We start from the raw sequence: 12,936 nt of genomic DNA, 5'->3' as shown, positions 1-12,936 counted from the left end.
CTGCCCCGTGCGGCGGCGTTTGATAGACAACCACCCATGCCTCTCATCCCCGAGGAGCCTCAGATTCACGAGAGCGCCCAGGGTCCCCGCGCCACTCCGGCCACCGGCCGCACCGCGTCGACCCCTCGTCCCGTACCCGGTCCGCGTTCCGCGGCCACGCCGCGTCCCGGTCGCCCGGGTCCCGGCCCCGCGAGGCCCGCGCCCCCGGCGCCGCGCCCGCACCCCGTTCCCGGCCCGCCCCAGGCGGCCCGGACGGAGAATCGTTCCGCGCCGCAGTTCCAGCTGATCCCCGCGGCGGCCGGCGGTGCGCTCGACGCCGCCGACGAAGCGGTGGACCTGCTGCTCGACTCCGGCCGCGCGCCCGGCGACATCCTGGTGCTCACCACCGGCGATCCGCACCCGTGGGCGACGCACGAGCTGTCCTTCGGCGAGGCCGCCTACTGGGCCCAGCACGAGGCGGGCGACGACGTGTTCTTCGCCGGTGCCGCTTCCCTGGACCGGACGGCGTCCCGCCCGGTGGTGATCGTGGCGGTGAACGGAACCGTCGACACCGCCGCCGCGCGCGCCCTGTCCGAGGCCCGCACCCGTGCGGGTGCCCTGCTGATCGTCTGCGGTGACCCGCAGGAGGTCAACGCCGCGCTCGGCGCTGCGGTCTGACCCGCGGCGCGTTCACCCGACCGTGGTGACCCGGCCGCCCGCGAGGGCGGCCGGGCCCACGTCCCGGGTCAGCGGGCCGCGGCGCGGTGCAGTGCCTGGACGGCTCCACCGCCCGTGCGCAGCGGCGCCGTGTCCTGGTCCGTCGCGGTCTCGGAGAGAGGGGACGGCACGGAGGTGGAGTTCGGCCGCCGGCCGCCACGCCCCTCGCCCAGCACCTGCCAGCCGCCTCGGGTCAGCGTGATGTAGGCACCGCAGCGCAGCCCGTGCAGCGTGCAGGCATCCCTCAGTCCCCACATCCAGGCGCCGTCCTCCTCCGTCCAGCGCTCGTCCCCCTCGCGGCAGTAGAGCAGGACGGCCGTACGCACCGGAGTGCGGCGGCGCAGATCGTGCGGGATGACCCGGCGCAGGTGCGCCAGCAGCGCGTTGCGGAACTCCCAGCCGTCGGCCGTCACCGAGCGGCGGGGGAACGAGGCGCTGGCGGTCAGCCGCTCCTCGTGGTCGAGCACCGCGACGACGGCCGTCGCCGGCGTCGGGCGGTGCCGCGCGTGCAGGCCGCTGACCACCTCGCGCGGACTGCGCAGCAGCGGTATGCCCGCCTCGGCCCACTCGGCCGGTTCGAGCATCCTGGCAAGGCGGTTGGCGGAGTCGGCGGCGGGCGACATCGAAGTGGCCGCGGACGAGGCGAATCCGAAGGTCACGGTCCTCCCTTCGCATACGCGCCCACGATGCGGGCAGGGTCGGGTGAGGGCGCGCCGCGGCACAGCCCTTCCGGGCCCGCGAAAAGACCGTGCGGGGAGCGACTCCAATTCTTCCTGGCGTATCGGCAGGCGGCAACGAGCAATTGGCGAGGCTGACGGTAATCAGCCGGAATGACACGCATATCCCTGCCCAGTCCAGCCACGGATGACGCCACCCGTCCCGCCCGAACAGCGAGGACCAGCGGAAACACCCCTGGATTCCGGCTGCGGACCCCGGGTGAGGGTGCGATCACGCGGGGTGAAGTCGTCGATTGTCGGACCCATCGGGTTGCATGGAGTCATGGACAACCTGGAGCTGCGTACTGAAGCCGATGCCGTTCTCGCCGAGCTCGTCGGTGCCCCCGAGGGCACGGCGCGGCTGCGGGAGGACCAGTGGCAGGCGGTGGCCGCACTGGTGCGGGAGCGGCGCCGGGCACTGGTCGTACAGCGGACGGGATGGGGCAAGTCGGCCGTCTACTTCGTGGCCACCGCGCTGCTGCGCAGACGGGGTTCCGGCCCCACGGTGATCATCTCGCCGCTGCTCGCGCTGATGCGCAACCAGGTGGAGTCGGCCGAGCGCGCGGGCATCCGGGCCCGCACGATCAACTCGGCCAATCCGGAGGAGTGGGAGACGATCTACGGCGAGGTCGAGCGCGGCGAGACCGATGTCCTCCTGGTCAGCCCGGAGCGGCTCAATTCCGTGGACTTCCGCGATCAGGTACTGCCGAGACTCGCGGCGACGACGGGCCTGCTCGTGGTCGACGAGGCGCACTGCATCTCCGACTGGGGCCATGACTTCCGCCCGGACTACCGCCGCCTGCGGGCGATGCTCACCGAACTGCCCGAGGGCGTGCCCGTCCTGGCCACCACGGCGACGGCCAACGCGCGGGTCACGGCGGACGTGGCCGACCAGCTGGGCACGGGGGCGGGCGAGGCCCTGGTGCTGCGCGGTGCGCTGGACCGGGAGAGCCTCCGCCTGGGCGTGGTCCAACTGCCGGACGCCGCCCACCGCCTGGGCTGGCTCGCCGAGCATCTGAACGATCTGACGGGCTCGGGGATCATCTACACACTCACGGTGGCCGCGGCCGAGGAGGCGACCGCCTTCCTGCGACAGCGTGGCTTCCACGTCGCCTCGTACACGGGCAAGACGGAGAACGCGGACCGCCTCCAGGCCGAGTCCGACCTGCGGGAGAACCGGGTGAAGGCACTGGTCGCCACCTCGGCGCTCGGCATGGGCTACGACAAGCCGGACCTCGGCTTCGTCGTACACCTGGGCTCGCCCTCCTCGCCCATCGCCTACTACCAGCAGGTCGGCCGCGCCGGCCGAGGTGTGGCCCACGCCGACGTGCTCCTGCTGCCCGGCCGGGAGGACGAGGCCATCTGGCGTTACTTCGCCGATGCGGGATTCCCGCCCGAGGCGCAGGTACGGCAGACCTTGGCGGCCCTCGAAGCGGCCGGGCGGCCGCTGTCCGTGCCGGCGCTGGAAGCGGCGGTGGACCTGCGGCGCAGTCGGCTGGAGTCGATGCTGAAGGTCCTGGACGTCGACGGCGCCGTCAAGCGGGTCAAGGGCGGCTGGGCGGCGACCGGGGCCCCCTGGGTGTACGACGCGGAGCGCTACGCCTGGGTCGCCCGGCAGAGGGCAGCCGAGCAGCAGGCGATGCGCGACTACGCGAGCACCACCGAGTGCCGGATGGAGTTCCTGCGCCGTCAGCTGGACGACGAGGGGGCGGCCCCGTGCGGGCGCTGCGACAACTGCGCCGGCCCCTGGGCCGACAGCGCCGTGTCGGCCGAGGCGCTGACGGGCGCCGAGAAGGAGCTGGACCGGCCGGGCGTGGAGATCGAGCCGCGCCGGATGTGGCCGACGGGGATGGCCGCGCTCGGGGTCGACCTCAAGGGCCGCATCCCGGCCAAGGACCAGAGCGCCACCGGGCGGGCGCTCGGCCGGCTCTCCGACATCGGCTGGGGCAACCGACTGCGCCCGTTGCTGGCCGACAGCACCCCCGACGGGCCGGTTCCCGACGACGTGCTGCGGGCCGCGGTGGCGGTCCTCGCCGACTGGGCGCGCTCCCCGGGCGGCTGGGCGCCGAACGTGGCGGACGCCACCGACCGCCCGGTGGGCGTGGTGGCGGTGCCCTCGCTGACCCGTCCGCAGCTGGTCGGTTCGCTGGCCGAGGGCATCGCGAACGTGGGTAGGCTTCCCTTCCTGGGCACGCTGGCGCACACCGGTCCGGACGGCACGCACGCGGCACGCCGCAGCAATTCGGCCCAGCGTCTCAAGGCGCTGTCCGACGCCTTCGCCGTGCCGGACGAGCTGGCGCGCGCCCTGGCGGCCACGCCGGGGCCGGTCCTGCTCGTGGACGACTCCACGGACTCCGGCTGGACCCTCGCGGTCGCCGCCCGGCTCCTGCGCCAGGCGGGCAGCACCCAGGTGCTGCCCCTGGTCCTCGCCACGGCGGGCTGAGCCGGCAGTCCCGAACGGCACACGGAAACGGAGAACAACGGCAGCGAGCAGTCCGTGTCAGGGCACCTCCCGGCATTTTCAATCACTGATTGAAAGTTTGTCCGAGGGGTGCTCTCATGGGGTTATGTCCACAGATTCCACCCGGGCGGCACTGCTCGACGCCGCAGAGCGCCTGTTCCTCGCCAAGGGCTACGAGCAGGTCTCCGTCCGTGCCGTGAACGCGGCGGCCGGAATGAACCCGGCCGCCGTGAACTACCACTTCGGCACCAAGCAGGACTTGGTCGCGGCCCTGCTGGAGCGTCGCCTCGGCCCTCTGTGGGCGCAGCCGCTCGCAAGCATGGAGCAGCGGCTGGCGGAGGGTCGCCCGGCGTCGGTCGAGGAGCTCGTCGACCTGCTGGTGCGCCCCGTCGACGAGCTCACCGCCCGGCCGACGGGCCGGATGCTGATGCATCTGCTCGCCCGCCTCGTGCTGCGCCGCCGTGAGCTCCCGTTCGACGCGCGTTGGTTCGGGCCGGAGCCGTGGAACGAACTGCTGGCCGCGGCCCGGCCCGAGCTGTCCCGCGCCGAGGTCGCCGACCGCCTGCGCATGACCTACGACCTGCTGCTCTCGGTCTACGGCGAGCCGCAGTCCGACGACGCCGACCTCGGCCGCCTCCCGCGTCCGCCGATGGCCGCCGTCATGGCCTTCGTCGCGGCCGGCCTGAACGCCGCCCCTTCGTACGGGGGCGGCCCGGGGCCCCGTTGACCACGGGCCCGGCAGCACCGCGTCCGGTACGGCCCTCCGCACGGGCGGCCGGCCGGGAAGCGGGCCCCGACCCCTACTCCGGCACGCACAACGTGCCGGCCGGCCCCGGCGGCCGATCGGCCGCCGGGCACACCCCCCACCCGACACATCTGGAGAACACCATCATGGGAACCATCGCCGTCACCGGAGCCGCCTCCGGAATGGGCGCGTCCATCGCCGCCCGGCTGACCGAGCAGGGGCACCGCGTCATCGGCGTCGACCTGCGTGGAGCCGACGTGGAGGCCGACCTCGGCACCCCGGAGGGCCGCACGGCGGCTGCGGCCGAGGTGACCCGCCTCGCCGACGGGCGCCTCGACGGTCTGGTCCCCTTCGCGGGCATCTCGGGCGGCGCGGGCCGGCCCGCGAGCCTGCTCGTCTCGGTCAACTACTTCGGCGCCATCGGACTGCTGGAGGAACTGCGCCCGGCGCTCGCCGCGGCGGGGGAGTCCTCCGTGGTGCTCGCCTCCTCCAACTCCACGACCACTCAGCCCGGCTGGAACCCGCGGCTGGCCGAGGCCTGTCTGGCGGGTGACGAGGAGGCGGCCCGTACGCTCGCCGACGCCTCGGACGACGCAGGCGGGGTTCTCACGTACCCGGCCACCAAGGCCGCCATCGCCTACTACACCCGCACGCATGCGGCCGATTACATCGCCGACGGCATCCGTCTCAACGCCATCGCGCCCGGATTCATCGACACCCCGATGACCCAGGCGGCCCGCAAGGACCCGCGTACCGCCGCGGGCATCGAGGCCTTCCTCAAGTCCATTCCGGCCGGCCGGGCCGGGCTTCCCGAGGAGGTCGCCGAACTGCTGCTCTTCCTGCTGTCGCCCAAGTCGGGCTACTGCGTCGGCACGTTGATGTACTGCGACGGCGGCCTGGACGCCCGGCTGCGCGGTCTGGACTGGCCCAAGGTGTGGGTGCCCGAATCCTGACCGGCCTCACGGGCAGCCGTTGCCACCAGGTGTGATCACCCTCTGTGGGTAAGTTATCCACAGGGGGTAGCGGATTTCGCCGGAACGCGGGACCGTCGTGGCATGAACAAGCGCCACGAACCCACCGGCCCGTCCGACGAACAGCAGATCACTCTCCGAGGTCCTGCGGAACTGGCCGATGCCCTTCCCTACCTCATGGGATTCCATCCGAACGACAGCGTGGTCATGGTCGCCCTGCACGGCGGCCGGGGCAGGTTCGGCGGACGGCTCAGGCTGGGGATCCCCGAGTCCCCGCAGGAATGGCCCCCGGTCGCCGAGCAGCTCGCGGAGTGCCTGATCAAGGGCAGCGAACGGCGCGGCGGACGACCCGACGCGATCGTCGTCTTCCTCTGCCAGGACCCGGCGGAGGGTGAGACCGGCAGCGCGACGATGGAGCGCCTGCGGCCGTTCGCCCAGCGGCTGCGGACGGCCTGCGGGGCGCTGGACGTGCCCGTCCTCGAAGCCCTCTGCATCTCCGGCGACCGGTACTGGTCGTATGTCTGCCCCGATACCCGGTGCTGCCCCGCCGAAGGCAATCCTCTGGCCATGCCGGGCACCTCGGTGATGGCGGCCGCGGCCGCGTACGCGGGCATCCAGGTACGCGGCTCGCTGCGGGAGATGGAGGCCCGGCTGGCTCCTCGGACCGGTGAGCCGGGCCGTACGCAGCAGCGGGCGCTGGACTCGGTGGGTGCCGCGCTCGTGCCGAAGCTCCTCGACGAGGCCGGTCACCGGGAGGTCGGGGACACGACGCTGGGTCTGGCCCGGCAGCTGATGACGCGCCTCGCCGCGGCCCCGGCCGCCACGGCCTCGCTCGGTGACATCAACGACGACCGGCTGATCGGTGACGAGGAGGCCGCCGAGGTGATCCTCGGTCTTCAGGACCGTGACACCCGGGACCGCGCGGCCGAGTGGATGGAGGGCCCGGACGCGGGTCCGGCGCTGAGGCTGTGGCGCGCACTGGCGCGGCGGTGCGTCACGCCGTACGAGGAGCACGCGGCAGCGCCGCTGACCCTGGCCGGCTGGGTGGCGTGGTCGACCGGTGACGAGCCGGCCGCCCGCGTCGCTCTGGGCCTGGCCCTGCGGGCGGACCCGGGGTACACGTTCGCCCAGCTCCTGCACGAGGCCTGCAACCAGGGCCTGGACCCGGAGACGCTGAGGCGTTGCCTGCGGGGTGAACGCGGGCGGCGAGAGGAGTGCGAGATCCGGGACCGGCCGGGCGGTGCGCGCGTGGTGCGGCAGAGGAGTGGCCGAGGTGCGGTACGGGTCGCGGGGGCCCGTTCGGCACCGATGCGGCGGGCCGTCCGGCGCCGGGGCCACTCCGCGTCCACCCGACCGGCGACGGCGATGGGCGGACGCCGGGTGCCGGGCCGGCGCACCCGGGGGCGGCGCGGGACCAGGACCGGTCGCTGAACCGGTGGGTGCGGTGCCGGACCCCGGCACCGCACCCACCCCGCACGGGGGCTGTGCGCACGGAAGGGCCCCGTCGCCACCGATGGGCGGAGCGCGGCCGGCGCGGTGTGCGGCAGGACGCCGTGCACCAAGAAGATGGTCATGAAGGGAGTGTTTATCGTCAGGCAGACGACTATGATCACCGCATGCCGCCCTACGACCCGTCGACCTTTCCGCCCTTCGCTGTCACCGTCGACCTGGTCGTGCTCACGGTGCGCCGTCACGCGCTCTGCGCGCTGGTGGTCCGCCGGGGCGAGACACCCTTCCAGGGGCGATGGGCGCTGCCCGGCGGGTTCGTCAGAGCCGACGAGGACCTCGGTGCGGCGGCCGCCCGGGAACTCGTGGAGGAGACCGGGCTCTGCGCGCACGACCCGGTGAACCCGGAGGCCGGCAACGGCGCGCACCTCGAACAGCTCGCCACGTACGGGGATCCGCAACGCGATCCCCGGATGAGGGTCGTCAGCGTTGCCCATCTGGCCCTGGCCCCCGATCTGCCGGCGCCGCGGGCGGGCGGGGACGCGCACAGTGCGCGCTGGGCACCGGTCGACGACCTGCTGGGGCCGGAGGGGGGCTACGGGCAGGACGGTGAACGGCATGCTCCGCTGGCCTTCGACCACGCCAGGATCCTGGCCGACGGTGTGGAGCGCGCCCGTTCCAAGATCGAGTACTCCTCGCTGGCCACGGCGTTCTGCCCGCCCACCTTCACGGTCGGTGAACTGCGCCGGGTGTACGAGGCGGTATGGGGCGTGGTGCTCGACCCGCGGAACTTCCACCGCAAGGTGACCGGCACGCCCGGCTTCCTGGTGCCCGCGGGCGGGACGACCACGCGGCAGGGGGGCCGCCCCGCCCAGCTGTTCCGGGCGGGGTCCGCCACGGTGCTGAACCCACCGATGCTGCGCCCCGAGGTCTGAGGCAGCCCGCGCGCCGACGCGCGGGGCCGGAGGGGCCGGGCCGCGGACCGCGACGCTGCGACGATGGTCCACGGAAAGTCCGATATGTCGGGTTATCGTACTGCGATACGCCCTGCCGCCGAGCGGTCTCACCTCCTGCGAGAGAAGCGATGCTCCAGGCCATCGGACTCACCAGCGCCCGCCACCGCGGACTGCCGCCCGCCGTGGACGACCTCACGTTCGAAGCGGAACCGGGCTGCGTCACGGCACTGCTGGGCCCGACCGGTTCCGGCAAGACCTCGGCCCTGCGGCTGATGCTCGAACTGGAACCGGGGCGGGGCATCACCTACTTCAGGGGCAGGCCGCTGCACCGTGTGACCCATCCGGCCAGAGAGGTCGGGGTGCTGCTCGGCGACGTGCCGGGCCACCCGGCCCGCACCGCCCGGGGGCAGCTCCGCATGCTCTGCGCGGCGGCGGGGGTGCCCGCCTCCCGGGCCGACGAACTGCTCCACGCGGTCGGTCTCGACGGACTGGGGGACCAGCGCATCGGCACGCTCTCCCTCGGTATGGACCGCAGGCTCGCACTCGCCTCCGCCCTGCTCGGCGACCCGCACACACTGATCCTGGACGAGCCCGCCGACGGGCTCGTCGCGCGCGAGGCCGACTGGATGCGCGAGATGCTCCGGTCCCACGCGGCCCGGGGCGGCACGGTCCTTTTCACCACGCCGGACCCCAGGGAGGCCGCCCGGACGGCCGGGCGTGTGGTGACCGTCGACGCCGGCCGGCTCGTTGCCGACCAGAGCGTCGGAGACTTCTCCCGTACCCGGCTGCGCCCCCGGGTGGCGGTCCGTTCGCCCCACGCCGCCCGGCTCGCCTCGATCGTCAGCCGCGAGGCCCGCGCGTCCCGCCGTCCCGTCGAGGTCGTCACCGGGGCGAGCAGCAGCCTGATCTCCGTCTACGGGAGCAGCTGTGCGGAGATCGGCGACGTGGCGTTCCGGCACGGACTCCCCGTCCATCTGCTGGCCGACGAGGTCGGCGACACCTGCCCTCCCCGCCTCGATCCTGCCGACGCGTCCGCTCCCTCCTCCGCCACCACGACGTTCCCCGACGCCCAAAGTGATGTCGATGTCGATGCCGAAGGTGCCGCCGGCGGTGGGTCTGCGGGGGGTGGTGTTCCGGAGCCGGCAGGGCGGAGCGCTGCCGTGCAGGCGCCGCCGATCCGGCGGCGTCCGGCCCGGGGACCGATGCGGCCGGTGCGTTACGAGCTGCGGCGCCTGTTCGGCGTCAGAACCACGACGATGATCATCTTCGCCACGCTCGTGGCCTCGGCCGCGGTGTCGGTGCTGCTCGCCCGCGACGGCCGCACACCGATTCCGCAGGTGCTCGCCGGCTGGCCCCCGCTGCTGCCGCTGCCACCCGCCGCACTCGGGGCCGGTCTGCTCGGCGCACTGTCCTTCGGCGACGAGTTCCGCTATCCCGCGCTCGCCGCGGGCCGGGGAACCGTCCCGCGACGGCTCGGACTCCTCCTTGCCAAGCTCGCGGTGTCGGGCGGTGTCGCACTGCTCCTGGCCCTGCTCGTGGTGGCGGTGTCGGCGGAGTCCCTGCGGCTGTTCTACGGGGCCGACTTGGTCGGGATCCCGCCGAACGCACTTTCGCTGGCCATGAGTTGGACCTGCCTGAGCGTGGGCTGCGCCTGGGCGGGGCTGCTGGCGGCCGGAATCTTCCGCGTGACGGCGGCGGGGGTGGCGGCCGTACTCGCCGTTCCCGTCCTCATGGTTCCGCTGCTCCAGGCGGTGCCGAAGGCGCCGACGGCCCGCTCGGCGAACGGGCTTCCGGGCCGACTGAGGGAACTGGCCTGGCTGCGATGGCCGCACGAGGCCGACCGGTGGCTGCTGGCCGGAGTGCGCGTGGTGGCCCACCCCGTCGGGGCGGCATTGGCACTGTCGTTGTCGGTCCTTGTCTGCGCGTATCTGTTCACGAGCCTTCGCGGCAGAGTGCGTTGGTGATCGCACGGAGGGGTGCGGGGCGCCTGAAGATCGCCAAGGCCCTCGGAACTCCATTGAGAATGCCGGTTTTATACCACTTAGGCGTCAATTGGGAGGTCGACGCCGATCACCCTTTCGTGTGCTTTTCACCAAAGACCTCAAGGGGCGGCGAAGCGGCGCCGACAAAGGATGCGTGAGTACCCTTGCGCACACCCCGATGACCGCCGCCCGTACCGTCGACTCCGGCCTCGCCGGTCCGGGCGAACTCGACCGATTCACCTACGCGGAGGCGCCGTCCGGCGAGCGAGCCGCCGCCCGGTCCTGGGAGGGGGCCGATACCGAGCTCGGCCGGGTGGCCCGGCGTGGCACGGCCAGCCGGGGCCGGGGCCTGCACGGCCAACTTGTTCAGCAGCTGGGACAGATGATCGTCTCCGGTGACCTGGGTGCCGACCGGCCCCTGGTGCCCGAGGAGATCGGCCAGCGATTCGAGGTCTCCCGCACCGTGGTCCGGGAGTCGTTGCGCGTACTGGAGGCCAAGGGCCTGGTCAGCGCCCGCCCCAATGTGGGGACCAGGGTCCGGCCCGTCTCCGACTGGAATCTGCTCGACCCCGACATCATCGAATGGCGCGCGTACGGCCCGCAGCGCGAGGACCAGCGCCGCGAGCTGGGTGAGCTGCGCTGGACGATCGAACCCCTTGCCGCGCGCCTGGCGGCCGGCCATGGGCGCGAGGACCTTCAGCAGCGCCTTGTGGACATGGTCGAGATCATGGGGCACGCGATCGGGCAGGGTGATGTGATCACCTGTGCGCGGGCGGACGCCGAGTTCCACTCGTTGCTCATCCAGGCGGCGGGCAACCGCATGCTGGAGCACCTCTCCGGGATCGTCTGCGCCGCGCTCCAGGTCTCCGGCGGCCCGGTCACGGGCTGCGACCGGCCGAGCGACGCCTCCCTCGCCCACCATGCCCGTATCGTCGACGCTCTCGCGGCGGGCGATCCCGACGCGGCCGAGGGGGCCATGCGCCAGCTGCTGGTGGTCCAGCCCGTCGTGCCGGCGCCGCGCGAGCACTGAGCGCGGCGCGTCCGGAGCGCGCGGGCCCTGTGCCGCCGAACGTCCGAGTTCGGCGGCACAATGGTCGAGTCATGCCGCTTCCGTGCTGTTTGTGGCAAATGGGGTGTGACTCGGGCCACGCGGATTGGGCGTAACACTCCTCGAAACAGCGCGATGACTTAAGAGGTGACCGCCTCGGAAGGAATACAGCAGCTGTTCCACGCGCTGTGCAGTTCTGAGGCCCAACCCGCGCGCCGTCGGTACATTCCCAGCCCGGCGGTCGTCGGTTCCAGCCCTCCGGGGCCGGACCGGAAGCCGTTTCCATCGTTCCGAGAGGTTGTTCGTGTCGGCCAGCACATCCCGTACGCTCCCGCCGGAGATCGCCGAGTCCGAATCTGTCATGGCGCTCATCGAGCGGGGAAAGGCTGATGGGCAGATCGCCGGCGACGACGTGCGTCGGGCCTTCGAGGCTGACCAGATTCCGCCAACCCAGTGGAAGAACGTTCTGCGCAGCCTCAACCAGATCCTCGAGGAAGAGGGTGTGACGCTGATGGTCAGTGCAGCGGAGCCGTCGAAGCGCGCCCGCAAGAGCAGCGTCGCGGCGAAGAGCCCGGTCAAGCGCACCGCGACCAAGACCGTCGCCGCCAAGACGACCGTGACCAGGACCGTCGCGGCCACCGCCACCTCGTCCGCCGAGACGGTGGACGCCGCGGCCGATGACACCGCCGCTGCCGCGCCCGCGAAGAAGGCCGTCGCCAAGAAGGCGGCGGCGAAGAAGACCGCCGTGAAGAAGACGGCGGCCAAGAAGACCGCGGCCAAGAAGGCCGGCAAGCAGGACGAGGACATCCTCGACGGCGACGACGCCGTGGAAGAGGTCAAGGCCGGCAAGGTCGAGGAGGAGGAGGGCGAGGGCGAGAACAAGGGCTTCGTCCTCTCCGACGACGACGAGGACGACGCGCCCGCGCAGCAGGTCGCCGTCGCCGGTGCCACCGCCGACCCGGTCAAGGACTACCTGAAGCAGATCGGCAAGGTCCCGCTCCTCAACGCGGAGCAGGAGGTCGAGCTCGCCAAGCGCATCGAGGCCGGTCTCTTCGCCGAGGACAAGCTGGCGAACTCCGACAAGCTCGCCCCCAAGCTCAAGCGCGAGCTGGAGATCATCGCCGAGGACGGCCGCCGCGCCAAGAACCACCTGCTGGAGGCCAACCTCCGTCTCGTGGTCTCCCTGGCCAAGCGGTACACCGGCCGCGGCATGCTCTTCCTGGACCTGATCCAGGAGGGCAACCTCGGTCTGATCCGTGCTGTCGAGAAGTTCGACTACACCAAGGGCTACAAGTTCTCCACGTACGCCACCTGGTGGATCCGGCAGGCGATCACCCGCGCCATGGCCGACCAGGCCCGCACCATCCGTATCCCGGTGCACATGGTCGAGGTCATCAACAAGCTCGCGCGCGTCCAGCGCCAGATGCTCCAGGACCTGGGCCGCGAGCCCACGCCGGAGGAGCTGGCCAAGGAGCTCGACATGACCCCCGAGAAGGTCATCGAGGTCCAGAAGTACGGCCGTGAGCCGATCTCTCTCCACACCCCGCTGGGTGAGGACGGGGACAGCGAGTTCGGTGACCTCATCGAGGACTCCGAGGCGGTCGTCCCGGCCGACGCGGTGAGCTTCACGCTCCTCCAGGAGCAGCTGCACTCCGTGCTCGACACCCTGTCCGAGCGTGAGGCGGGCGTGGTCTCCATGCGCTTCGGTCTCACCGACGGCCAGCCGAAGACGCTGGACGAGATCGGCAAGGTCTACGGCGTGACGCGTGAGCGCATCCGTCAGATCGAGTCCAAGACGATGTCCAAGCTCCGTCACCCGTCGCGCTCGCAGGTGCTGCGCGACTACCTCGACTAGGCCGTATCCCGGCAGGGGCGCGACGCAGCAGAGGCCGGGGGCCCGGATCCATGGATCCGG

The 12,936-nt window shown here is 72.4% G+C and carries 10 protein-coding genes; 9 read left to right on the top strand and 1 reads right to left on the bottom strand.

The annotated features are described in order from the left end of the window. Positions 1–36 precede the first annotated feature (36 nt). Positions 37–657 (top strand): hypothetical protein, encoded by a 621-nt coding sequence (locus tag ACZ4FH_RS26755; RefSeq protein WP_467307962.1) that lies wholly within the window; start codon positions 37–39, stop codon positions 655–657. 68 nt (positions 658–725) lie between these two features. On the opposite strand, the gene ACZ4FH_RS26750 is transcribed toward ACZ4FH_RS26755, so the two are convergent. Next, on the bottom strand, positions 726–1,355 hold the full coding sequence (locus ACZ4FH_RS26750; RefSeq protein WP_467307960.1) for a hypothetical protein: 630 nt from the start codon (positions 1,353–1,355) through the stop codon (positions 726–728). A 340-nt stretch (positions 1,356–1,695) separates the two neighbouring features. Here ACZ4FH_RS26750 and ACZ4FH_RS26745 point away from each other — a divergent pair, with 340 nt between their 5' ends. The 8 genes from ACZ4FH_RS26745 (at position 1,696) to ACZ4FH_RS26710 (ending at position 12,876) form a co-directional block, all read left to right on the top strand. Beyond that, the gene (locus tag ACZ4FH_RS26745; protein ID WP_467307958.1) at positions 1,696–3,855 is read left to right on the top strand and encodes a RecQ family ATP-dependent DNA helicase; all 2,160 of its coding nucleotides are present in this window, start codon (positions 1,696–1,698) and stop codon (positions 3,853–3,855) included. A gap of 124 nt (positions 3,856–3,979) precedes the next feature. After that, positions 3,980–4,600: a TetR/AcrR family transcriptional regulator gene (locus ACZ4FH_RS26740; RefSeq protein WP_467307957.1), complete on the top strand. Its 621-nt coding sequence runs from the start codon at positions 3,980–3,982 to the stop codon at positions 4,598–4,600. Between the two features lie 164 nt (positions 4,601–4,764). Then, positions 4,765–5,571 (top strand): SDR family oxidoreductase, encoded by an 807-nt coding sequence (locus ACZ4FH_RS26735; protein WP_467307955.1) that lies wholly within the window; start codon positions 4,765–4,767, stop codon positions 5,569–5,571. Positions 5,572–5,673: 102 nt separating this feature from the next. Next, positions 5,674–7,020: a DUF4192 domain-containing protein gene (locus ACZ4FH_RS26730; protein WP_467307954.1), complete on the top strand. Its 1,347-nt coding sequence runs from the start codon at positions 5,674–5,676 to the stop codon at positions 7,018–7,020. Between the two features lie 185 nt (positions 7,021–7,205). Then, positions 7,206–7,970 (top strand): NUDIX hydrolase, encoded by a 765-nt coding sequence (locus ACZ4FH_RS26725; protein ID WP_383646436.1) that lies wholly within the window; start codon positions 7,206–7,208, stop codon positions 7,968–7,970. 149 nt (positions 7,971–8,119) lie between these two features. After that, entirely contained in the window at positions 8,120–9,955 is a 1,836-nt protein-coding gene (locus ACZ4FH_RS26720; protein WP_467307952.1) for an ATP-binding cassette domain-containing protein, read from the top strand. A gap of 196 nt (positions 9,956–10,151) precedes the next feature. Further along, complete coding sequence (locus ACZ4FH_RS26715) at positions 10,152–11,003, top strand: FadR/GntR family transcriptional regulator (protein WP_467308042.1); 852 nt, start codon at positions 10,152–10,154, stop codon at positions 11,001–11,003. Between the two features lie 322 nt (positions 11,004–11,325). Beyond that, positions 11,326–12,876 carry an RNA polymerase sigma factor gene (locus ACZ4FH_RS26710; RefSeq protein ID WP_467307951.1) on the top strand — a complete coding sequence of 517 codons (1,551 nt, stop codon included), beginning with the start codon at positions 11,326–11,328 and terminating at the stop codon, positions 12,874–12,876. Positions 12,877–12,936: the final 60 nt, after the last annotated feature.

Source organism: Streptomyces sp. NPDC024555, assembly GCF_055559335.1.
This window is presented reverse-complemented; position numbering and strand designations above follow the sequence as displayed.